This window comes from Treponema denticola, assembly GCF_024400535.1.
Taxonomy (GTDB): Bacteria; Spirochaetota; Spirochaetia; order Treponematales; family Treponemataceae; genus Treponema_B; species Treponema_B denticola_C.
This window is the reverse complement of record NZ_CP038800.1, coordinates 1,082,078-1,104,314: the sequence shown is the minus strand read 5'-3', so window position 1 is coordinate 1,104,314 and position 22,237 is coordinate 1,082,078. Positions and strand designations below refer to the sequence as shown.

Annotated in this window: 17 protein-coding genes, 2 tRNA genes and 3 rRNA genes; 13 read left to right on the top strand and 9 right to left on the bottom strand. The window is 41.6% G+C overall.

All coding sequences use genetic code 11. From position 1 onward, the window contains the following. Positions 1 to 10: 10 nt before the first annotated feature. The 6 genes from rrf to E4N78_RS04970 all read right to left on the bottom strand — a co-directional run bounded on the left by rrf (position 11) and on the right by E4N78_RS04970 (position 6,546). Positions 11 to 122: ribosomal RNA gene (rrf, locus tag E4N78_RS04995) — 5S ribosomal RNA — on the bottom strand. Between the two features lie 112 nt (positions 123 to 234). Beyond that, a 23S ribosomal RNA gene (locus tag E4N78_RS04990) occupies positions 235 to 3,197 on the bottom strand. A 186-nt stretch (positions 3,198 to 3,383) separates the two neighbouring features. After that, positions 3,384 to 3,457 (bottom strand) — tRNA-Ile (locus tag E4N78_RS04985). Between the two features lie 132 nt (positions 3,458 to 3,589). After that, a 16S ribosomal RNA gene (locus E4N78_RS04980) occupies positions 3,590 to 5,130 on the bottom strand. Together the 16S, 23S and 5S rRNA genes with 1 tRNA gene alongside form the textbook arrangement of a ribosomal RNA operon. A 513-nt stretch (positions 5,131 to 5,643) precedes the next feature. After that, entirely contained in the window at positions 5,644 to 6,069 is a 426-nt protein-coding gene (locus E4N78_RS04975; RefSeq protein WP_255811938.1) for a hypothetical protein, read from the bottom strand. Between the two features lie 36 nt (positions 6,070 to 6,105). Further along, positions 6,106 to 6,546, bottom strand: coding sequence for a Rossmann-fold NAD(P)-binding domain-containing protein (locus tag E4N78_RS04970; RefSeq protein WP_255811937.1), 441 nt, complete (start codon positions 6,544 to 6,546; stop codon positions 6,106 to 6,108). A gap of 192 nt (positions 6,547 to 6,738) precedes the next feature. On the opposite strand from E4N78_RS04970, the gene E4N78_RS04965 reads away from it, so the two are divergent. From E4N78_RS04965 to E4N78_RS04945, 5 genes are all read left to right on the top strand, one after another. After that, positions 6,739 to 7,896, top strand: coding sequence for an NAD(P) transhydrogenase subunit alpha (locus tag E4N78_RS04965; protein WP_255811936.1), 1,158 nt, complete (start codon positions 6,739 to 6,741; stop codon positions 7,894 to 7,896). Further along, complete coding sequence (locus E4N78_RS04960) at positions 7,893 to 8,195, top strand: NAD(P) transhydrogenase subunit alpha part 2 (protein ID WP_044977251.1); 303 nt, start codon at positions 7,893 to 7,895, stop codon at positions 8,193 to 8,195. Before E4N78_RS04965 ends, E4N78_RS04960 begins: the two co-directional genes overlap by 4 nt. Further along, positions 8,192 to 10,231 carry an NAD(P)(+) transhydrogenase (Re/Si-specific) subunit beta gene (locus E4N78_RS04955; RefSeq protein WP_255811935.1) on the top strand — a complete coding sequence of 680 codons (2,040 nt, stop codon included), beginning with the start codon at positions 8,192 to 8,194 and terminating at the stop codon, positions 10,229 to 10,231. The genes E4N78_RS04960 and E4N78_RS04955 overlap by 4 nt, the downstream gene beginning before the upstream one ends. 86 nt (positions 10,232 to 10,317) lie before the next feature. Beyond that, on the top strand, positions 10,318 to 10,818 hold the full coding sequence (locus E4N78_RS04950) for a hypothetical protein (protein WP_255811934.1): 501 nt from the start codon (positions 10,318 to 10,320) through the stop codon (positions 10,816 to 10,818). Positions 10,819 to 10,829: 11 nt separating this feature from the next. Next, positions 10,830 to 12,281 (top strand): SPOR domain-containing protein, encoded by a 1,452-nt coding sequence (locus E4N78_RS04945; RefSeq protein ID WP_255811933.1) that lies wholly within the window; start codon positions 10,830 to 10,832, stop codon positions 12,279 to 12,281. Here the strand turns inward: E4N78_RS04945 and E4N78_RS04940 are convergent. Next, on the bottom strand, positions 12,265 to 12,630 hold the full coding sequence (locus E4N78_RS04940; protein ID WP_255812320.1) for an ATP-binding cassette domain-containing protein: 366 nt from the start codon (positions 12,628 to 12,630) through the stop codon (positions 12,265 to 12,267). The two genes, E4N78_RS04945 and E4N78_RS04940, sit on opposite strands and share 17 nt — an antisense overlap. A gap of 208 nt (positions 12,631 to 12,838) precedes the next feature. Beyond that, the gene (locus E4N78_RS04935) at positions 12,839 to 13,561 is read right to left on the bottom strand and encodes a methyltransferase (RefSeq protein WP_255811932.1); all 723 of its coding nucleotides are present in this window, start codon (positions 13,559 to 13,561) and stop codon (positions 12,839 to 12,841) included. A gap of 109 nt (positions 13,562 to 13,670) precedes the next feature. Between E4N78_RS04935 and E4N78_RS04930 the strand changes: the two genes are divergently transcribed. From E4N78_RS04930 to E4N78_RS04895, 8 genes are all read left to right on the top strand, one after another. Next, a complete protein-coding gene (locus E4N78_RS04930) occupies positions 13,671 to 14,585 on the top strand; it encodes an ABC transporter substrate-binding protein (RefSeq protein ID WP_002671710.1) in 915 nt (304 codons plus the stop codon). After that, the gene (locus tag E4N78_RS04925; RefSeq protein ID WP_002670726.1) at positions 14,586 to 15,575 is read left to right on the top strand and encodes a FecCD family ABC transporter permease; all 990 of its coding nucleotides are present in this window, start codon (positions 14,586 to 14,588) and stop codon (positions 15,573 to 15,575) included. Between the two features lie 15 nt (positions 15,576 to 15,590). Further along, positions 15,591 to 16,379, top strand: coding sequence for an ABC transporter ATP-binding protein (locus E4N78_RS04920; protein WP_255811931.1), 789 nt, complete (start codon positions 15,591 to 15,593; stop codon positions 16,377 to 16,379). A 27-nt stretch (positions 16,380 to 16,406) separates the two neighbouring features. After that, on the top strand, positions 16,407 to 16,910 hold the full coding sequence (locus E4N78_RS04915) for a flavodoxin family protein (RefSeq protein WP_002670723.1): 504 nt from the start codon (positions 16,407 to 16,409) through the stop codon (positions 16,908 to 16,910). A gap of 43 nt (positions 16,911 to 16,953) precedes the next feature. Beyond that, the gene (locus tag E4N78_RS04910) at positions 16,954 to 18,222 is read left to right on the top strand and encodes a coproporphyrinogen-III oxidase family protein (RefSeq protein ID WP_255811930.1); all 1,269 of its coding nucleotides are present in this window, start codon (positions 16,954 to 16,956) and stop codon (positions 18,220 to 18,222) included. A gap of 130 nt (positions 18,223 to 18,352) precedes the next feature. Beyond that, complete coding sequence (groL, locus tag E4N78_RS04905; protein WP_255811929.1) at positions 18,353 to 19,987, top strand: chaperonin GroEL; 1,635 nt, start codon at positions 18,353 to 18,355, stop codon at positions 19,985 to 19,987. Between the two features lie 214 nt (positions 19,988 to 20,201). Further along, positions 20,202 to 20,951 carry a hypothetical protein gene (locus E4N78_RS04900; protein WP_255811928.1) on the top strand — a complete coding sequence of 250 codons (750 nt, stop codon included), beginning with the start codon at positions 20,202 to 20,204 and terminating at the stop codon, positions 20,949 to 20,951. A 49-nt stretch (positions 20,952 to 21,000) separates the two neighbouring features. Then, positions 21,001 to 21,073: transfer RNA gene (locus E4N78_RS04895), tRNA-Met, on the top strand. Between the two features lie 65 nt (positions 21,074 to 21,138). On the opposite strand, the gene aroC is transcribed toward E4N78_RS04895, so the two are convergent. Beyond that, positions 21,139 to 22,224, bottom strand: a complete 1,086-nt coding sequence (aroC, locus tag E4N78_RS04890) for a chorismate synthase (RefSeq protein ID WP_255811927.1) — start codon at positions 22,222 to 22,224, stop codon at positions 21,139 to 21,141. Positions 22,225 to 22,237 lie beyond the last annotated feature (13 nt).

The following is a 22,237-nucleotide window of genomic DNA, read 5'->3' as shown; positions in this document are numbered from 1 at the left end:
AATAAAAAAAGCCAGGCAGCATCCTACTTTCCCACTTGATCAGCAGTATCATCGGCGTAAGAGAGCTTGACTTCCGTGTTCGGGATGGGAACGGGTATTACCTCTCCACTATGGCCACCTGGCAATAAAAAACAAATTAAGGACTTAAAACTTAAAATAAGTTTTAAGTGTACTAAAAAAGAGAATGAAGAAAAAAGTTATCTTTATTTATGTATAGAAAAAAGAAACAATAATATGGTCAAGCCTCACGACTTATTAGTATTGGTCGGCTGAACACATTACTGTGCTTAGACCTCCAACCTATCAACCTTGTAGTGTGCAAGGAGTCTTTAGGAGGGTTAAACCCTCAGGGATACGTAGTCTTGAGGCGGGCTTCCCACTTAGATGCCTTCAGCGGTTATCCCTTCCGAACTTAGCTACCCGGCAATTACCCTTGGCAGGATAACCGGTACACCAGAGGTTCGTCCATTTCGGTCCTCTCGTACTAAAAACAGCTCCTCTCACGTATCCAACGCCCATAGCAGATAGGGACCGAACTGTCTCGCGACGTTCTGAACCCAGCTCACGTACCGCTTTAATTGGCGAACAGCCAAACCCTTGGGACCTGCTTCAGCCCCAGGATGCGATGAGCCGACATCGAGGTGCCAAACATTCCCGTCGATGTGAACTCTTGGGGAATATCAGCCTGTTATCCCCGGAGTACCTTTTATCCGTTAAGTGACGGCGCTTCCACTCGCTACCGCCAGATCATTAAGACCTACTTTCGTATCTGCTTGAGCTGTCACTCTCGCAGTTAAGCCTCCTTGTGCCTTTACACTCGCTGCGCCGATTTCCAACCGGCGTGAGGAGACCTTCGCGCACCTCCGTTACTCTTTAGGAGGCGACCGCCCCAGTCAAACCGCCTGCCTATCACTGTCCCGCTTCCGGTTTCACGGACAGCGGTTAGAAACCTGATTTATCAAGGGTGGTATTTCACTTTTCGGCTCCACCCAACCTAACGGTCAAGCTTCATAGCCTCCCACCTATTCTACACATGATAAACCAAGTCCCAATAATAAGTTGCGGTGAAGGTTCACGGGGTCTTTCCGTCTAACTATGGGTAACCGGCTTCTTTACCGGTATATAAATTTCACCGAGTCTCGCGTTGAGACAGTGCCCAGAATCGTTACACCATTCGTGCGGGTCGGAACTTACCCGACAAGGAATTTCGCTACCTTAGGACCGTTATAGTTACGGCCGCCGTTTACCGGGGCTTCAATTCAAAGCTTCACATTGCTGTTAACCTCTCCTCTTAACCTTCCGGCACCGGGCAGGTGTCACCACCTATACGTCCCATTGCTGGTTCGCAGATGGCTGTGTTTTTGATAAACAGTCGCCTGGGCCTGCTTTCTGCCACCCCCTCATCTTTAAAAAAAAGGAGGTCACACTTTTTCCGAAGTTACGTGTGCATTTTGCCGAATTCCTTAACGCGAGTTCTCTCGAGCGCCTTAGATTTCTCATCCCATCTACCTGTGTCGGTTTACGGTACGGTCTTTTATAACCTAACCTTAGACAGTATTTCCCGGCACCTTGATTACGCCCGCTTCGATCCACCTTAGTTTCACTCGCTGTCGCAGCTTACCTTGGACGACGGATTTGCCTATCATCCTTTATAACGGCTCGCTTACTTTGACCGGCATCCGTTAGCCGGCCGGGTTTCACCTCATGCGTCCTGCCATCGAAATTATAAAAGGTATCGGAATATGAACCGATTTCCCATCGACTACGACCTTCGTCCTCGCCTTAGGGGCCGACTTACCCTGGGAAGATTACCTTTACCCAGGAAACCTTAGATTTTCGGCGGGGAGGGATCTCACCTCCCTTTTCGTTACTTATACCTGCATTCTCTCTTCCATCTCCTCCAGAAACCCTCGCGGGTTTTCCTTCATCAGTTAATGGAATGCTCCCCTACCGCCTTACACATAAAATCGTGTAAGACCCGTAGCTTCGGTATACTGCTTAGCCCCGTTACATTATCTGCGCATGGACACTCGACCAGTGAGCTGTTACGCACTCTTTAAAGGAATTGCTGCTTCTAAGCCAACCTCCTGGCTGTCTTTGTATCCACACTTCATTTCACACTCAAGCAGTATTTGGGGACCTTAGCTGACGGTCTGGGCTGTTTCCCTTTTGACTTGCGAACCTTAGCGCACGCAGTCTCACTCCCATACGTTGATTATCGGCATTCAGAGTTTAACTGGGTTTGGTAGGCTTTGACGCCCCCTAGTCCAACTAGTGCTTTACCTCCGATAATTTTATATGAGGCTGTCCCTAAAGGCATTTCGGGGAGAACCAGCTATTTCCGGGTTTGATTAGCCTTTCACTCCTAGTCACAAGTCATCCATACCTTTTTTAACAGATTATAGTTCGGTCCTCCACAAGGTTTTACCCTTGCTTCAACCTGCTCATGACTAGATCACTCCGGCTTCGGGTCTACGACATGCAACTATTCGCCCTATTAAGACTCGGTTTCCCTTAGGCTCCGGAACTTCTATTCCTTAACCTCGCTGCATATCGTAACTCGCAGGCTCATTCTACAAAAGGCACGCTACCACCCTTTAAAAGGGCTGTAACATCTTGTTGGTTTACGGTTTCAGGTTCTATTTCACTCCCCTTACTGGGGTTCTTTTCACCTTTCCCTCACGGTACTTGTTCACTATCGGTAGCTAAGTAGTATTTAGCCTTGGATCGTGGTCGACCCGGTTTCCGACAGGGTTTCTCGTGCCCCGCCGTACTCAGGTACTGCATCAACAAGTCCGATTTATTTCGCTTACGGGGGTTTCACCCTCTGCGCCAGGCTTTCCCAAAACCTTTCTGCTATAAATCGAATTTGTAACTTGTCGGTCCTACGCCGATGCAGCCCTTCAACTCCCTTTAAAGGGTTTAGGCTCCTCCAATTTCGCTCGCCGCTACTTTCGGAATCTCACTTGATTTCTTTTCCTTGAGTTACTTAGATGGTTCAGTTCACTCAGTATCGCTTTACCTCTCTATTTTATTCAAGAGCGTAATGTTAGTATCACTACTAACGGGTTACCCCATTCGGCTATTTCCGTATCACAGGATGTGTGCTCCTACACGGAACTTTTCGCAGCTTACCACGGCCTTCTTCGCCTCTTAGCTCCATAGGCATTCGCCATAAACCTATTATTCGCTTGACCATATTATTGTCCCTTCTTTCTTTTATCTTTCGCTAAAAAAGAAGTTTTTGTATTTTTTAAGTTTTCTTTTACACTGCAATGTTTTAACCACTACAGCGTCTTCATTCCCTTCCCTAGTTATGTCAAATATCTGTTCACTCAGCTCTTTAAAAAAGCCAAGTTATCGAGCCGATTTTTCAATCGGTATGGGCCTGATTAGAGTTGAACTAATGACCCCTTCCTTATCAGAGAAGTGCTCTAACCGACTGAGCTACAGGCCCTATAAAAAAAAGAGTTTCAGGAAAGAACAGCAGGAAGTATCGATTTGTCTTGTGTACTTCAAGACTAATATACAAGTATTATTTGTATATTTGTAGAAGGTTAAACAACCTTCAAATTACCCTTTCTCTTAGAAAGGAGGTGATCCAGCCGCACCTTCCGGTACGGCTACCTTGTTACGACTTCACCCTCCTTACCAAACGTACCTTCGGCACCGTCCTCCCTTACGGGTTAGACTAGCGACTTCGGGTACCCTCGACTCGGATGGTGTGACGGGCGGTGTGTACAAGGCCCAGGAACGTATTCACCGCACCGTGCTGATGTGCGATTACTAGCGATTCCAACTTCATGAAGTCGAGTTTCAGACTTCAATCCGGACTACGATTGCTTTTTTGCGTTTTGCTTGACCTCGCGGTGTCGCTTCGATTTGTAGCAACCATTGTAGCACGTGTGTAGCCCTGGACGTAAGGGCCATGATGACTTGACGTCATCCCCACCTTCCTCCGATTTGTCATCGGCAGTTCCGCCAGAGTCCTCAGCTTTACCTGTTAGTAACTGGCAGTAGGGGTTGCGCTCGTTGCGGGACTTAACCAACACCTCACGGCACGAGCTGACGACAGCCATGCAGCACCTGTCAAGAGCCGTATTGCTACGCTGCCATATCTCTATGTCATTGCTCTTGATGTCAAACCCAGGTAAGGTTTCTCGCGTATCATCGAATTAAACCACATGCTCCACCGCTTGTGTGGGCCCCCGTCAATTCCTTTGAGTTTCACCCTTGCGGGCATACTTCCCAGGCGGTACACTTAATGCGTTTGCGTCGGCACCGAAGCTCTTGCCCCGACACCTAGTGTACATCGTTTACTGTGCGGACTACCAGGGTATCTAATCCTGTTTGCTCCCCGCACCTTCGTATATCAGCGTCAATCATCGGCCAGAAACCCGCCTTCGCCACCGGTGTTCTTCCAAATATCTACAGATTCCACCCCTACACTTGGAATTCCGGTTTCCCCTCCGTGATTCAAGTCAAGCAGTACCCAATGCAGTTTACGAGTTGAGCTCGTAGATTTCACACCAGGCTTACCTAACCGCCTACATACCCTTTACGCCCAATAATTCCGAACAACGCTCGCCCCTTACGTGTTACCGCGGCTGCTGGCACGTAATTAGCCGGGGCTTATTCGCATGATTACCGTCATCAAAGAAGCATTCCCTCTTCTTCTTATTCTTCATCTGCAAAAGAATTTTACAACCTTTCGGCCTTCTTCATTCACACGGCGTCGCTCCGTCAGACTTTCGTCCATTGCGGAAGATTCTTAGCTGCTGCCTCCCGTAGGAGTTTGGGCCGTATCTCAGTCCCAATGTGTCCGTTCACCCTCTCAGGCCGGATACCCATCGTTGCCTTGGTGAGCCTTTACCTCACCAACTAGCTAATGGGACGCGGGCCCATCCTAAAGCGGAGCCGTAGCTCCTTTCCTCATCTACCTTTATGTAAATGAGCTTATTCGGTATTATCTAATATTTCTACTAGCTATCCCCATCTTCAGGGCAGGTCACCCACGCGTTACTCACCAGTCCGCCACTCTAGGGAGAGCAAGCTCTCCTACCGTTCGACTTGCATGCTTAAGACGCGCCGTCAGCGTTCGTTCTGAGCCAGGATCAAACTCTCCATCATTATTATTTCAATCCGCCCTTAAAGAGCGGTTGATTTCTAATTTTAGTTTGTCCCTTATATTTTAAGGAATTTGGTAAAGGCTAATCAGCTTAACCCTTACCGGTTTTGATACTTTCCTTACCAAAAGCTTTACGCTTTGGCTATTTTGTTCTTTCCCTTCCCTCTTAGTTTCAAATATCATCCGCTAAAAACTTGTAAAAGTTATGTAGCGAGCAAAAAGGAGTATACAGTATTTTCTCTCTTTTTGTCAAGAGCTTTTTAAAAGTTTTTTAATTTTTTTTAAACTTTTTGCAGCTTTTAAACTGCCAAACTTAAGAAGCCTTGCCTTCATTAAAAATACAAGACCTTCAAAACTTTTCCAGTGTTTTCTTAGCTTTTCTAAGCTCACCGCCTTATCCGACGGTGAGAGCGAATATATACCTTTCTCAAACTTTTGTCAAGCCCTTTTTGTAAAGTTTTTGCTAAAAAAATATTTTTTTAGATTGTTATATAAAAAACAGTTTAACTCTATTTTTAGTACTCCCCGCTATTTAGCACAACAGTAAAAAGTGCTTCTTTATTTTTGTCCTTGTAAACAAAGCTCATATTAAGCTTATCCTTTCTAAATTGTTCAATATCAGTTTTGGACTTAAATTCCGTGATAAGAGCATCTCTTGTAGCCGCTTCAATTATGTTCCATACTTCAGGCGTATTATTTTCTTTAACCATTTCGGTAAAAGAATACACATATTGAAGGGTATGCGAGCTTTCAATATATTCAACTGCATCAAGTTGAATATTCTCATCTATCTTTGTCGGGCACTGTTTGTTTAAAGCATCGGCTATAGTTTTGTAGTTAGTTTTATATCCGCCTTTATCGCTATCTTTAGAACAAGCAAAACAGAATACAAAACAGATCATTATTGCCGTTAAAAAACTTAATTTTTTGATTATTTTCATCTTAAATCTCCTAAATTTTAAGTTAATTGTTTTTTATTAGTATTCCGTATGCTTAAAATCAAATGCAAAAAGATCTTTACCTTCCATATCTTTAAAAACATAAACAAGTTTCACCTTGTCTTTTCTAAACATGTCCAGCGCAGCCTGACCTTTTAACTTGGATAACATAGTATCCCTCATCATTCCGGCTGCAAGATCAGTAGCATTAGCGGGAAGATCGGATTTTTTTACGTTTATTATGCTGTAATTATAAATTAGAGCATTTTCTTTCCCTTTATATTGAACGGAATCAAGCCTTGTTATTTCATCAAGCATTACAGGACACTGTTTTGTTGCGGCCTCTGCTACCAGCTCATATTTACTTAAATCGCCATTTGCTTGTGCTGCACTGTTTTTTTTCTCATTTGTTTTACATGAAAAAACAAACAAAACAGAGATGGTTAAAACCAAAAGAATAATCTTTCTACATATTTTCATTTTTTTCTCCTATGAATGTCATTTTATCACAATTAAAAAAAATATATAAGAGCTTAAAATAAATTAGATGTAAACAAATTTCAGGAAACCACAACACTAAAACCGAACCTTGACGGCAATGTCTTACTATGATATAATCGATTGAAATTAAGAGTTCAGTGATATAAAAACTGTACTCGATAGGAGGATTTTATGATTATTGGTATTCCTAAGGAAATCATGCATGGAGAAGACCGTGTTGCCGCTACTCCGGAAACATGCGAGCTTTTGGTTAAGGACGGACACAAGGTTTTAGTGGAAAAAGGGGCCGGAGAGGGTGCCTATTTCCATGATCCGGAATATGAAAAGGCCGGAGCGGAAATAGTTTCCAATGTTAAAAACCTTTTTTCCGATTCGGAAATCATTTTAAAGGTAAAAGAACCCCTTTATAATGATGCAATGGGCTGCCACGAAATCGATATGATGCACAAGGGTCAGTATCTTATCACATTTATTCACCCTGCAGCTCCGGTTAACCATGAAATGGTTAAAAACATGGCAAAAAAAGGCGTTATTTCTTTAACCCTCGACGGAGTTCCTCGAATTTCAAGAGCACAAAACATGGATGCTCTTACTTCGATGAGTACCTGTGCAGGTTATAAAGGAATTTTAATTGCTGCAAATCTCTTGCCGCGATTTATTCCTCAAATTTTCTGTGCTGTCGGTATGATTAAACCTATGAATGTTTTAGTAGTCGGAACAGGTGTAGGAGGCTTACAGGCCCTTGCGACTGCCAAAAGACTTGGAGCCGTAACCTATGCAGCCGATATCCGGCCTGCAGCCCGTGAACAGGCTCAGTCCCTCGGTGCAAAGATTATCGACTTAGGCGTTCCCGAAAATGAAGCCATCGGAGAAGGCGGCTATGCCCTTCATCTTAAAAAAGAAACCCTCGAAAACGAAAGAAAGCTGCTCGCTCCTCATATTAAGGATATGGACATAATCTTCCTTTCGGCCCTTGTTCCGGGAAAACTAGCTCCGGTTATAATCACGGAAGAAATGGTAAAGACTATGAAACCCGGCTCGGTAATCGTTGATATTTCAATCGACCAAGGCGGAAACTGTGAGTTAACACCTCCGGGCGAAGTCGTAAAAAAACACAATGTTCACCTTGTAGGTATTAAAAACATCCCCGGACTTCTTCCTTCAAGCTCTACATGGATGTTTGCTCAAAATATTTGCAACCTCACCCGCTATCTTATCAAGGACGGAAAAATCGAGCTTGATAGAAACGATGACATCGTCAAAGGTATCCTTACCACTATTGACGGCGAAATCGTTCATAAGGGAGCCAGGGAGGCAATGGGCATATGAGTTTGGAATTGATACTGGTTCTTGTCTTTGTTGTAACGACCCTTATAGGCTACAAGCTGATCAAGAACGTACCAAGTCTTTTGCATACCCCTCTTATGTCGGGTATGAATGCCTTATCCGGCATTACCATTTTGGCTACAATGACCGCTACGGCCGCTGCAATTACAACAGGCAGCAAGATTTTCGGCTGTATAGGCATCATTTGTGCAACAATAAACGTAGTTGCAGGCTTCGGTCTTACGGACAGAATGCTTAAAATGTTTAAAACGGGCAATGAATCTAAAGAGGATACAAAATGACGGATACGGTTTATTATATTATTTGCGGAGTACTCAGCATTGGGGTTCTTTTAGGAATCAATATGATGAGTAAGGTTAAATCGGCAGTTAAGGGAAACCGTTTAAGTGCCCTTTGTATGCTTGCAGCCGTATGCGTAACCCTGTATAAATATCAAATTTTTTCTGCAGGAATGATGTGGGCAGGGCTTGCAATAGGAGCGGCAATCGGTATTTACCTCACAATAAAGGTAGAAATGATTACCATGCCCCAAACGGTTGCCTTACTTAACGGTTTAGGCGGAGCAGCTTCGGCTGTTGCAGCCCTCTTAACTCTCGCAGCGGTTAATACTCAAGCAGGAATATTTGCTATTGTTACGGGAGGAATAGCCTTAGCAGTAGGAGCTTTAACCTTTTCAGGCAGCTTAATAGCCGCAGGAAAGCTTCACAAGCTTCTTCCTCAAAAACCAACGGTTCTGCCTGCTCATCAGGCTTTGACCACTGTCAGCTTTTTAGGAATGATAGCATTCATCGTTCTTCTTCCTATTAAACCGGAACTAATGATAATCATTTCGGTTGCAGGGCTTGTAATAAGCCTTCTTTTCGGCATCTTCTTTGCGATACGCGTAGGCGGAGCGGACATGCCGATTACGATTTCTCTTTTAAACTCAACATCGGGTGTTGCAGCCTCAATTGCAGGTATGGCGATAGGAGATATTCTCTTGGTATCGGTCGGAGGCATAGTCGGAGCTTCAGGGCTCCTTCTTACCCAGATTATGTGCAGAGCAATGAATAGAAGCCTCGCTTCAATTCTTTTCAGCAAGGCGGCTAAATCGGCACAGCCGGCAAAGCCTGCGAGTCCTTCAGCATCTTCATCAAAAGAAGCATCAGAGGCAAAAGCTCAGCAAATGGGAGAAGCAAAATCTGCTCAACAAGAGCTTACGGCAACAGGACATGCCGATAAATCGCAGCTTCCCTCATGGTTTAGAGATGCTAAGGAAATAATTATTATACCCGGCTATGGCATGGCCCTTTCACAGGCACAAGGCTTGGTAAAACAGCTGGCAGATAAACTTGAATCTATGGGAAAAAATGTGCGTTTTGCCATTCACCCCGTTGCAGGAAGAATGCCCGGCCACATGAATGTACTCTTGTGCGAAGTTGATATTCCTTATGACAAGCTCTACGAAATGGAAGCGATAAATCCCGACTTTGATAAGACGGATTTGGCTATCATAATCGGAGCAAGCGATGTTGTAAACCCTGCCGCAAACACGGCAGAAGGCACTCCCATCTACGGAATGCCTGTCTTAGATGCAGAAAAAGCTAAAAAGCTAATTATCTGTAACTATGACCTTCAGCCCGGCTATGCGGGAGTTCCAAATCCATTGTACGAGCCTAATCCAAACACCATGATGCTCTTAGGCGATGCAAAGGAAAGCATAAACACCATGCTCGACTCCCTTAGAACTAAGGGAAGCACCGCAGGAAGCTCTTCAGGCGGAATATCCGGCAGCGCAGGAGCGGAAGCAAGCCAAAAACAAGCCGGAACGGAAACTCAAATAGGCCCTTGGTTTAAGGAAGCAAAGGAAATCATCGTTATCCCCGGCTACGGCATGGCTCTTTCACAGGCTCAAGGCTTGGTAAAACAGCTGGCAGATAAACTTGAATCTATGGGAAAGAATGTGCGTTTTGCCATTCACCCCGTCGCAGGAAGAATGCCCGGCCACATGAACGTACTCTTGTGCGAAGTTGACATTCCCTATGATAAGCTCTACGAAATGGAAGCTATAAATCCCGACTTTGATAAGACGGATTTGGCGATCATAATCGGAGCGAGCGATGTTGTAAACCCCGCTGCAAACACGGCAGAAGGCACACCCATCTACGGAATGCCTGTCTTGGCTGCAGAAAAAGCTAAAAAGCTAATTATCTGTAACTATGACCTCCAACCCGGCTATGCGGGAGTTCCAAATCCATTGTATGAACCTAATCCCAACACTATGATGCTCTTAGGTGATGCAAAGGATAGTTTAAACAAGATATTGGAAAATCTATAACGAATTTTAAGGGGCTTTTAAAAGCCCCTTTTTAAATTCTCTTAATCTTTTTTTTGGAATACCGATAATCTATCACGAGGACTATTATGTTAAAAAAACACATAAGCTGTATATTATTTTTCGTTTTTCTCGGGTTAGCCTTTGCGGATACGGCGGCCTTTGCCTGTTTCCAAAACAAAGATGCTCACGAAAAATGCAAAAATATTACCGAAATTTTTGAAGACAACCTTTTTGACAAGTTTTTTGATCAAGGTTTTATTGCTACCAGCATTCCTATAAGCGAAGTAAAATCGGAAAAAGATATTTCGCTTCCAGAAATAAAGTCGTTTTTTGAAGAAGAACCTAATTATCTGATTATTTTTTACATGGAATATGGAAAAGAACTCCTGTTTAATAAAAAAATCGAGTCAAAGGAACCTGACTGGCAGGTAATGAATATAAGAGTAATAAATTTTAAAAAAGAAAAAGAAATATATAAAAAAACTATAGATATAACTAAACTAAAAGAAAGAGATATAGAAAAAAAAGCCGTAAAACTGGCGGATCAAATATCAAAAGAAATATTCGAGGCAATTAACAAGAGATAAGGAGAGGGATTATGAGCAAAAAAGTCTTATTTGTATTGATATTCATTATATCGTTTTCATGTATATGGGCGGTTTGGGAAGGAAATGGAGGCATCGGATCTTCTACAGACTTTCCGGCTGAGGGCTTATTTGTCAGAAGCGATATGTTTCCAAAGCATACCCTTTTGGAAATAACAAATCTTGAAAAAAACATAAAGGCAAGAGCCGTTGTTATAGGCCCATCGGGAATTCCCGGCCTTCTTGTAAGTCTCTCACCCGAATTAGGAGAAAAACTTAAGGTTCCTAAGGGAAAGGTTGTTAGAATAAGAGTCTTTACACCTAGTCCGGTAAATGAAGATGGAGATGACGGTAAAAGCATTTCGGCAATCGGCCCTGAATCTCAAGACTTAGATACCAATCCGGCCCTCTTTGTAGCCTCTCATTCGGATTTACCTAATGCAAATCTCAAAAAAGAAGAAACTAAACCAGTATCCGAAAATACAGGCTCAGATACAATTCTCTATGATGAGATTAAAAGCTCTATTGATGAAGCCGAAACTCCTGAAACGGTTGAAGAGGTTTCTCCTGCCGAACCTCCCATAGAAGAAGTTCCTAATGTAGAGGCTATACTTGAACCTGAAGCTGAAGAACCGGTAGAACCCGTTAAAGAGGTGAAAGAACCTGAAGCAGAACCGGTTAAAGAAGTCATAGAAGCACCGGAAGTAAAAACAAATGAGACTATTGAAGATTCATCTTTGACATCTACACCTGAAACTATTGCTCCCATAACCGAAACTTACATGGAGCCGGCAAAAGAAAATCCGCCGGCAACTGTAGATCCTATAAAAGAGCCTAAGGCTGAAAAAGAGGCTCCCCCTGCTCCGGTCTCCGAAATATCAGAACCTCACAAACCTGAACAGGTTAAAAAAGAAGAAATAAAAGATGTTGAAGTTTTAGATCCTGTGGTAGAACCTGTTGATAAAGCTCCGGTTGAGGAAAAAAAGGTTGACATAGTTGCTGCCATTTCTCCAAAAAATGAGCCTATTGCAGATAAAAGAGAAATCAATCCTGCTCCTCTTGAAAAGGCTCCTGCTCCTGTTCAAGCGGTTGAAGAGATACCGGCCGAAGAAACCGAAGATTTAGGCACATACGAAGAAACCGATTCGGATATATATACTACAACCGAAGAAAAACCCGAAGAAGAATCCGCAGTTCCGGTAAATGAGATTAAGCCTGTTTCAAGTAATCTGGAAAAGGGCAAAACCTATGTTCAAGTTGTTGTTTACAACGATAAATACAATCGGGATGAGGTCTTAAAAAAATACGGAAAAAAATATCCTATGGTAGTAGAAGAAAGCTTTGTAAAAAACAACACAAGATATACCATATTTGTAGGCCCCTTAAAACCGCAAGAAACAGGAGCTGTTCTTGAGCGTTTTAAGCAGCTTGGCTTTAAGGATGCCTTTCTCAAGAAAGGAAAATAAAATCCGGTAATTGATAAATCCATATCATTAGAGTGTGTAGTCGGTAATTAAACCGGTTACACATTTTTTTTGCACAGCCCTTATCGGCAATGATCAGCATATTTTGTATGTGATGAGAATTTATGATTATTGTAGTTTTATTTTGGCGTGAAAGTTTTTTTAACGTTTTTAATACCCGGCCTTGATTATAAAAATCCAAATTGGATTCCGGCTCATCAAGAATCAAAATACGGGGCTTACAAACAAGAGCCTTTGCAATGTAGGCAAGCTGTAATTCTCCTCCGCTTATTTCGTTACAAAAACGATTTTTTAAGAAGGCTATATCGAGTTCTTCCATAACGGCAAGGATTTCACCCTCCTTTAAATAAAATATGCCGTTTCAAATCGATGGTTTCAATACGTTTATCTCCTATACAAATTGCATATATATCCTTGAAATCTATATTAAAACGTCCAATTAAACACGAAAAAAAGGCAGCAGTTATTATCATTAAAATACGGTATAGAAAACCGCCAACATAATTTTTTTATTCATATATACCTCCATGTATATGCAATTAAAAATGATGCTCAATCATTTCATTTGCCCTTATCAAAAATTGTTCTATTATGTGTCGTTTATCGGCATTAAGTGAAGATAAAAAATCGAAAAATACTTTGTCGTGTTCATCATGATACTGTTCATGAGCCTTAGCTGCTGCAAGACCTTTTTCGGTTAAAAAGAGTTTTTTAATTTTTTTATCCTTTTCGCAATCTTCTTTTTTTATAAGATTCCGAATAAGATTCCGAAAAGGAAAGATGCCGGAAGCGATTATTAAATCGTAATCATTCCGTATGTCGTCTTTTAGAAAATCGCCTTCTATTATTTTAACCGTATTTTTTAAGGAAATCTGTTTTATGTAATCATAGGCAATTTTTGCAACAACGGGCCTTTCAAATAAGGTATAGGAAGCACAGGGGTATTGCTTCGCAATTGCACCGAGCATGGCACCGGCTCCTCCGCCAAGGTCAAGTACGTTTTTAGGACCCCTTTTACATGATGAGTTTACGGCGGCCAGCAAGGTTTGTTTTCTAAAAGTTAGAATTTCTTGGATATTAATTTGTGCCATTTCCGCAAAATCAAAAAACTTATTTTGAGAGAGCTTTTCAGTATTTTTTTCTTGATTAGAATCTATAAGTTCTTTTATGTTTACAAGGGCGGATAGTTTTTTCCTAAAAAGTAAAACTTCTCCTATGTATTCGGAACTTTTTTTAGATAAAAACCGAACACTTTTTTTCATTTCCTATTGACAGAAAAAATAAATAATGTTATCCTCTGCAAACTTAGCTATGGCTAACATCTTTCTTTTATAAGAAATATGGTTAAAACTTTTGTTTTGGAGGTTTTTTATGAAAAACAAATTATTTATTATTTTGGGTTTCCTTTGTATGAGTACCCTGCTGTTTGCAGGAGGAAGCAAGGAAGGCAGTACGAAACAGGAAAAAGGCCGTGAAATGTACGGCTATATGGTTCCTGCATCCGTTCCTCAAAGGACTGCTGTAGGACAGGTTGTTCTATTACAGATGCTTGACATGCTTGATGTCGATATAGTTGCAAGACCTTCGACAAAACGGGAAATAAGTGCAAGGTATAAGGATAAAACGGAAATCGGTATGCCGATGCGTGTTGATCTTGAAAAGCTTAAGGAAGTAAACCCCGACTTTTATTTGGCAACCGGTGATAGGGGTGCACCTATTGCAGAACAATTAAAGGCTTTAAATATCCCTGCGGAGTTTTTGCAGACTACAACCTACACCGATATTTTAAATTCGATGAAGTACTTAGGTGAGGTTTACAACAAGCAAAAAGAAGCCGCAGCTTATGTAAAAGAAGTCGAAGATGTGGTTGCAAAGGTTAAAGCTGCCAATAAAAATAAAAAACCTCTTAAAGTTTTAATTATTGCAGGTTTTCCCAACAGTATGAGTATACATACGGAAGGTTCTTTTGTCGGCAGTTTAATAAAGGTCTTAGGTGCGGAAAATATCTGGAAGGACAATACGGTAAAAAATACTACGGTTCCTATGAATCTGGAGCTGGTAAAGGCTTCCAATCCCGATATTATTTTGCTTACCAGCCACGGTGATGCAAAAGATACTGCAAAAATGTACGAAAAGGAATTTCAAAGTGATTTTTGGCAAAAAATTGATGCCGTTAAAAATAAGAGATATTATAGTTTGGATACCCGAATATTCTTTATTGCAGGGTCCCCTTATATACCGGAAGCTCTGGAAACTTTAGGCAACTACTTTTATGGAAGTAAGTAGATGGTAATACAGGTGAAAAAAGCAGGTGTTTTTATTGTTTTATCTCTATTACTTATAGTTTTGTTTTTTTCATCTGTTGCATCGGGTTCGCTCAAATTTTCATTTGCACAAATTTGGGCGGCCCTGTGCGGCAGAGGGGAGCAGCTCGTTACCGATGTAATCTTTGATTTAAGGCTTCCGCGTGTCCTTGTTGCCCTTGTCGTCGGAATGAATCTTGCATCTGCCGGAGCTTTGATGCAGGCGGTTATGCAAAATCCCTTGGCGGATCCCGGTATTATCGGCGTTTCTGCAGGAGCCAGTGTCGCCGGGGTTATATTGATGCTCGCTCTTCCTCAGTATGCATACTTGGTACCGCCTGCGGCTTTTGTCGGGGCGATATTTGCAGCCTTTTTAATATATCTTTTAGCATGGAAAGACGGGTTTACTCCCGTACGAATTATTCTATCGGGAGTTGCAATCAATGCTCTTTTGGGAAGCCTTACCGGTTTGGTTACCATTTTATTTAGCGACAGGCTTCAGGGTGCGTTGATGTGGCTTAACGGAAGTTTGTCAGGAAAAACGTGGCGGCATTTTCAAGTGCTTATTGTATACAGTATTCCGGCCCTGATACTTGCTCTTCTTTGTATTAGGGCAGCGAATGTCTTATTGCTGGGAGATGAAAAAGCAAAAAGTCTTGGGGTAAGTGTCAACCGCTGCCGTGTATTTCTTTCGATTATCGGGGCTTTTTTGGCAGGGATATCGACCTCGACTGTCGGAATCATCGGTTTTATAGGTTTGGTTATCCCCCATATCATGAGGATGCTGGTCGGCTCGGATTATAAGAGTCTATTACCGTTTTCAATGTTCAGCGGAGCAGTTTTGCTGCTCGGAGCGGATACTTTTGCCCGTACTATTGCTTCACCGATTGAATTGCCTGTAGGAATTGTAATGTCGATATTCGGAGCACCGTTTTTTCTGTACCTTTTGAGAAGTTCCGGTAAAAGGAAATAAGGAGGAACTTTTGTTATGACAGCTGTTTCTGCAAAAGACATTTCGTTAAGATACGATAAAAAAGATGTAGTAAAAGGTTTTTCTGCGGATTTTACGCAAGGAAAAATTATTTCGATAATAGGGCCTAACGGCTCCGGAAAATCAACCATTTTACGCAGTTTTGCCCGCCTTTTAAATACTGCATGCGGTCAAATATCCCTTTTCGATACCGATATCGCAACAGTATCAAAAAAGGAATTTGCAAAACGATTGGCAATTTTATTGCAGCACAATATCTCGCCCGAAGATATTACGGTAAAAAATCTGATATACTTCGGCAGATGTCCGCATAAAAAATGGTACCAGCAATTTGAAAAAAGAGATGAAGACATTTTACAACAAGTCCTTATCCAAACGGACTTAGTCGACTTTGCCGAAAAAAAAGTTTGCATGCTTTCAGGCGGCGAAAGACAGCGTGTCTGGCTTGCAATGGCATTGGCACAGCAGCCTCAGGTGCTACTGCTGGATGAGCCTACCACCTATTTGGATATAGGTTATCAGCTGGAACTTTTGGATCTTGTTTACGATTTAAATCGAAACACTAATCTTTCGATTATTATGGTATTGCACGATTTAAATCAGGCAGCACAATATAGCGATGAAATTATCGTATTAAAAGACGGCAAACTCTACAAAAAAGGGACACCGCAAGAAATTTTTACTTCAGAACTTATAAAACAAATTTACGGTATAGACTGTAAAGTTATTTATGACGAAGAGGAACATTTTCCGATCGTATTGCCTAAAAGAAAAGGCAAAATCTAAATCAAAAATCAATTAGGAGAATTATTTATGAAAATTTTATTGACTTATTCAAGTAAAACTGGGAACACCAAGGCTGTAGCAGAAGCCGTATTGAAAACTCTTCCTCAGGGAACCGATTTTTTTGCAGTGAGCGAAGTTAAAGACGTAAACAATTATGATGCGGTCATTGTAGGTTTTTGGATCGATAAAGGCCTTCCAAATGAAGAAGCATTAAATTTTATGGAAACGATTAAAAACAAAAAAACGGGCTATTTCTTTACATTGGGAGCCTATCCCGATTCTCCCCATGCGGAAGATTGTCATAAAAGCGCAAAAGATCTTTTAACAAAAAACGGAAATGAAGTGCTTGCAGGATTCGGCTGTCAAGGAAAAATAGATCCGGCTCTTACCGAAATGTTTAAATCCTTACCTAAAGATCATCCGCACTACATGAATGAAGAAAGAAGAAAACGCCATGAAGAGGCGGCAAAACATCCTGATAAAAAAGATTTTGAAAATGCAAAAAAAGCATTTGAAAATTTCGGAAGATAATTAAAATCTGCCGGTTAAAATTAACATAAGGAGCATTCTATAAATGACTGCAGAAGATATTTTAAATTGTTCATTTAAAGACCGCAAAAAATCTCATCACGATACAGGAATGGGTTCCATGAAATATTCAAAAGGAATGAGGTCTTTGGAAAAAGCCCTTTCAGAACCCAATACACAAAACGGGAAAAAATCCATTTACATCCACGTACCCTATTGTAAAAAAATTTGCAACTTTTGCAGCATGAGGCGGACAATAAACCCGGTACCGGATGACTACGCCGCCCTTGTGATAAGGCAGATTGAAAATTACGGTAAGACGGAATATGTAAAAACCTCAAACATAAATTCGGTTTATTTCGGAGGCGGAACACCTACGACCCTGCCTGCAAAACAGCTTGCCGAAATACTTAAAGCTCTTCAAAAAAATTTTAACATAGCAAAAGATGCCGAAATTTCGATGGAGACTACCGTTTCGGAATTGGATGACGAAAAGCTTAAAATCCTTTTTGAAAACGGTTTAAACAGAATAAGTGCCGGTATTCAAACCTTTAATGATGAAGGGCGAAAAACATTGGGCAGAATCGGAAACGGCGAAAATGCGGAAAATTTTTTGAGACGAGCTTTTAAAACCGGCTTTAAAAATGTCAACATCGATATTATTTATAATTATCCCGGTGAAACAAAGGAAATATTAAAGGAGGACTTACATAAGGCCTTTGCCTTAGATATTGCAGGTTTTTCTTTTTACTCTCTCATCGTAATGGATACTTCCAAGATAGGCCGCAGTGTCGATAAAGAAGAATATGCCGAAAAAACGCTTCATCAGGATGCAGAGTTCTTTTTGACCATTTTGGAAGAGAGCCGAAAAGCAGGTTACGATTTTTTAGAGATAACAAAACTTGTAAAACCCGGCAGAGACAACTACGAATATATCAGAAGCGGGCACCTAGGCGGCGATATTTTTCCTGTAGGAGCCGGAGCCGGAGGCTTCGTAAATAATACGGCCGTAATGAATCCCCTCGACAAAGAAAAATTTGCGGATCAAATTAACGGCCTTGATAAAACTTCGGGTATGTGGATAAGCGAAGATTACCGCAGAATAAAAAGATTTTCAGGACAGCTTCAAGAAGGATTTTTGGATTTAAGTTTTTTGACAAAAGAAGAGTCGGATAAAATCTATGATATGCTTACCGGATTGGAAAAAGAGACTTTGATCAAAAAAGATGAAGGCTCCAAAAATTATAAATTTACCGACAAGGGCTTTTTTTGGGGCAACAGTCTTGCAGCCGAACTTGGAAAAAGCATTTTTTAATAACAAAAAGAATTAAAGAAGAAAACGGCATAAAGGCAATTCCCCCACCCTCTTGCCGTTTTGCCGTTTTTTTTGTATCTTATATCCACGATAATTACTAAATTAATATAGATTCTTAAGGAGAGCTAAAATGGCTAAACAATTATTGTTTAATGAAGAGGCTAGAAAAAGCCTGCTTGCCGGTGTTGAACAAATTTCAAATGCAGTAAAGGTTACACTCGGACCCAAGGGACGGAATGTTCTTATAGATAAGAGTTTCGGTGCCCCTACAGTTACAAAGGACGGCGTATCCGTAGCACGAGAAGTCGAACTTGAAAACAAATTTGAAAATATGGGTGCCCAGCTTTTAAAAGAAGTTGCAACAAAGACAAATGATGTTGCAGGTGACGGAACCACAACAGCTACCGTTCTTGCATACTCCATGGTAAAAGAAGGCTTAAAGGCTGTAGCTGCCGGAATGACTCCGCTTGAATTAAAACGCGGTATCGACAAGGCTGTAGCTATTGCCGTTGAAGATATTCAAAAAAATTCAAAAGAAATTAAGGGCTCGGAAGAAGTTGCCCACGTTGCCTCCGTTTCTGCAAACAATGATGCGGAAATCGGTAAAATCATCGCCGATGCTATCGCCAAGGTAGGAAAGGACGGCGTTATCGATGTAGGTGAAGCCCAGACAATGGAAACCGTTACGGACTATGTAGAAGGTATGCAGTTCGACAGGGGATATATTTCTTCTTACTTTGTAACCGACAGAGACAGAATGGAAACTGTTTTTGAAAATCCCTACATCCTCATCTACGATAAATCAATCTCTACAATGAAGGATCTTCTCCCCCTCTTGGAGCAGGTAGCCCAGTCAGGCCGCCCTCTTTTAATTATCGCAGAAGATGTAGAAGGCGAAGCCCTCGCAACATTGGTTGTAAACAGCCTCAGAGGTGCATTAAAGACCTGTGCAGTTAAGGCCCCCGGTTTCGGTGACAGAAGAAAGGAAATGCTTGAAGACATAGCCGTTTTAACGGGCGGACAGGTTGTTTCGGAAGAATTAGGCTTTAAACTTGAAGCAGCTCAAATTTCAATGTTGGGTCAGGCAAAAAGTATAAAAATCGATAAAGACAACACTATGATTATCGATGGAGCCGGCAAATCCAAGGATATTAAAGACAGAGTTTCCCAGATCAAGGCCCAGCTTGATGCTACCGATTCGGAATATGACAGCGAAAAACTAAGAGAAAGATTGGCTAAGCTTTCAGGAGGTGTTGCCGTTATCAAGATCGGTGCCGTAACCGAAGTTGAAATGAAAGAGAAAAAGCACAGAGTTGAAGACGCTCTTTCGGCAACAAGAGCCGCTATCGAAGAAGGTATTGTTGCAGGAGGCGGTCTTGCAATGATTCAGGCCATTGCAGCCTTAGAAAAGGCCGATATGAGCTCTCTTACAGAGGATGAAAAAGTAGGCTTTAAGATTGTAAAACGAGCCCTCGAAGAACCTATCCGCCAAATTGCAGAAAATGCCGGTTTGGATGGAGCCGTTATTGCGGAAAAGGCTAAGGAAAAGAAAGGCATAGGCTTCGATGCCGCTAAGATGGAATGGACGGATATGGTAAAAGCCGGTATCATCGACCCTGCCAAGGTTACCCGTTCCGCCTTGCAGAACGCAGCCTCAATTGCAAGCCTGTTGCTGACAACCGAATGTGCAATTACCGATATCCCTGAAAAAGCAGCCGGACCTGCAATGCCTTCACCCGATATGGGCGGCATGGGCATGTATTAAAAAACTTAAGCCTACTGTATGCGGGCATGTATTAAACTTTTAGCTTACCCTATGCGGGAATGTACTAAAAAATTTTAGTAAACTGTATGCGGGAATAGAGACCGTTATGATGTTTAACATAACGGTCTTTTTTTATTTTCTTTTAAAATTTTTATTCTTCTAAAATCATAAAAATTACCTTGCTATTTTTTTAAATATATATTACAATGCTTTCATGAGTGATGATATAATTTCAGAATTAGGGATAAATGCATCAGGCAAGGACACGGTTGAACTTGATTCGCTTACATTGGAAGCCTTAAAAAAAGGTCCCATAGATATATTTGATAATGTATACCTCGGTGAAACAAGACCGCATTCTCTTATCCTTTGTATAGATGTACGCGGCTTTAGCGATTTTATGTGTAATAATGACGAAACAGTTGTTTTCGGTCTAATTAAATCTTTTACATCTAACTTCCTTTCCTGCCTTAATCAATTCGGCTATAATTGTTCGTATTATAAACTGCTTGGAGATGGAGCCTTAGTTATATGGGATAAATTGGATGGGGTTGCAATAAAAGAAGCCGTCACGGTTTTTACTACATATGCCGAATTTACAAGAGAGGAATTATTTAAACCCTACGGAAATCTGGCAATCGGAGGTGCTTTAGTACTCGATAAAGTATACAAATATGAAATTTCGGCAGAAGCATCTCAATTAAAATATAGAGATTATGTAGGTTACGGCATAAATCTTGCCTGCCGTCTTCAAAACCTTGCAGCGGGCGGAGAACTTATCGTAAGTAAAAAACTGGTTGATATCGGCGCGATATATGCGACAAAAAACACGGACCCAGACCTAATGAAAAAACTCAGAGCCCTTAAAGGGGTTAAACCTGAAGACAGGGAAGCTATCTTTTTGTATAAAGATATAAATCCTAAAATTATTTCGATATTTAAAGTTTTAAGCTTAGATTTCTAAATTAGGGCTTGACATAAATGTATATTTTTTATATACTCAAGACTCTTATGGCGGTATAGCTCAGTTGGCAGAGCAAACGGCTCATATCCGTTAGGTCATAGGTTCAAGCCCTATTGCCGCTAGCTAAATTTAAAGGCACTCAAATGAGTGCCTTTTTTTATTGGTTTTTCCTAATTTCTTGATAACGCTAAAATCTTTCTATTTTTGAGACCAGAAAAGCATCTGCAAGAACTAAATAACACATTGCTTCAACAACAGGCACAATGCGAGGAAAAAGACAGATGTCGTGATTTCCTCTGACAGAAAGCATACATTTCTCCCCTCTTTTGTTAAAGGAGGTTTGGTTCATTTTTATTGACGGAACAGGCTTTACGGCAAGCCTCATATCTATACGGCATAAGTTCTCATCTTTTCGTTTTCCTTTATAATTGGAATTTAAAGGATAGTCCATATTGCAGGAAATACCGCCCAAAATCCCCCCTGAATAATTTTTTGAAATATCATTATTCTCGCTGCCTGTAATGGAAGCCGAGTAAAAGCCTCCCCCGATTTCTATGCCTTTGACAGCACCTATCGACATTAAGGCTTGGGACAAAACCGCATCAAGCTTGCCGAAAACAGGGGAGCCGAGCCCATCGGGAACATTTAAAACAGAACAGGATAAGACACAGCCGGCCGAATCCCCATTAGAAGCCAAATTGCTTAACCTTTTAAAAATCGGCTCAGGCAGAGCATCATCTTCTTTAAGAGGAAGGCCTGTTTTAAGACCTGCAATTTCTTCGGCTCTTACCTGCACCGCAATGGGCTTTTTACCGGCCTTTATAGCAAAGGCTTCGAGCATGTTTTTTGCAACAGCTCCGCCAATAAGCCGGCCTATCGTCTCCCGTCCGGAAGATCGGCCGCCGCCTCGGTAATCCCGATGCCCGTATTTTACATCATAAGCATAATCGGCATGCCCCGGACGGTAAACATCTTTTAAGTTTTCATAATCCTTAGAGGAGGTTTCTTTGTTTCTAACCAGAACGGCGATAGGGCTTCCCAGAGTCTTGCCTTCAAAAACGCCGGATAGAATTTCGCAAATATCGTCTTCATTCCGTTTTGTAGAAAAATGACCTGAGGAACCGGGTCTTCTACGGTTAAGCTCTTTTTGAATATCCTCGGCACAAAGGGGAATACCGGCAGGGCAGCCGTCAATTACAGCCCCCAGCCCTGCACTCCTGCTTTCTCCAAAAGTTGTCAAGGTAAAAAAACGCCCAAAAGAATTTGCCCCCATATCACACCTCCAA

Coding starts and splice junctions, on each gene's coding strand:
- E4N78_RS04920 (WP_255811931.1), top strand. CDS start 15,591: ATGACAGCTGTTTCTGCAAAAGACATTTCGTTAAGATACGATAAAAAA.
- E4N78_RS04970 (WP_255811937.1), bottom strand. CDS start 6,546: ATGAAAATATGTAGAAAGATTATTCTTTTGGTTTTAACCATCTCTGTT.
- groL (WP_255811929.1), top strand. CDS start 18,353: ATGGCTAAACAATTATTGTTTAATGAAGAGGCTAGAAAAAGCCTGCTT.
- E4N78_RS04945 (WP_255811933.1), top strand. CDS start 10,830: ATGAGCAAAAAAGTCTTATTTGTATTGATATTCATTATATCGTTTTCA.
- E4N78_RS04930 (WP_002671710.1), top strand. CDS start 13,671: ATGAAAAACAAATTATTTATTATTTTGGGTTTCCTTTGTATGAGTACC.
- aroC (WP_255811927.1), bottom strand. CDS start 22,224: ATGGGGGCAAATTCTTTTGGGCGTTTTTTTACCTTGACAACTTTTGGA.
- E4N78_RS04960 (WP_044977251.1), top strand. CDS start 7,893: ATGAGTTTGGAATTGATACTGGTTCTTGTCTTTGTTGTAACGACCCTT.
- E4N78_RS04915 (WP_002670723.1), top strand. CDS start 16,407: ATGAAAATTTTATTGACTTATTCAAGTAAAACTGGGAACACCAAGGCT.
- E4N78_RS04950 (WP_255811934.1), top strand. CDS start 10,318: ATGTTAAAAAAACACATAAGCTGTATATTATTTTTCGTTTTTCTCGGG.
- E4N78_RS04965 (WP_255811936.1), top strand. CDS start 6,739: ATGATTATTGGTATTCCTAAGGAAATCATGCATGGAGAAGACCGTGTT.
- E4N78_RS04925 (WP_002670726.1), top strand. CDS start 14,586: ATGGTAATACAGGTGAAAAAAGCAGGTGTTTTTATTGTTTTATCTCTA.
- E4N78_RS04955 (WP_255811935.1), top strand. CDS start 8,192: ATGACGGATACGGTTTATTATATTATTTGCGGAGTACTCAGCATTGGG.
- E4N78_RS04910 (WP_255811930.1), top strand. CDS start 16,954: ATGACTGCAGAAGATATTTTAAATTGTTCATTTAAAGACCGCAAAAAA.
- E4N78_RS04975 (WP_255811938.1), bottom strand. CDS start 6,069: ATGAAAATAATCAAAAAATTAAGTTTTTTAACGGCAATAATGATCTGT.
- E4N78_RS04900 (WP_255811928.1), top strand. CDS start 20,202: ATGAGTGATGATATAATTTCAGAATTAGGGATAAATGCATCAGGCAAG.
- E4N78_RS04935 (WP_255811932.1), bottom strand. CDS start 13,561: ATGAAAAAAAGTGTTCGGTTTTTATCTAAAAAAAGTTCCGAATACATA.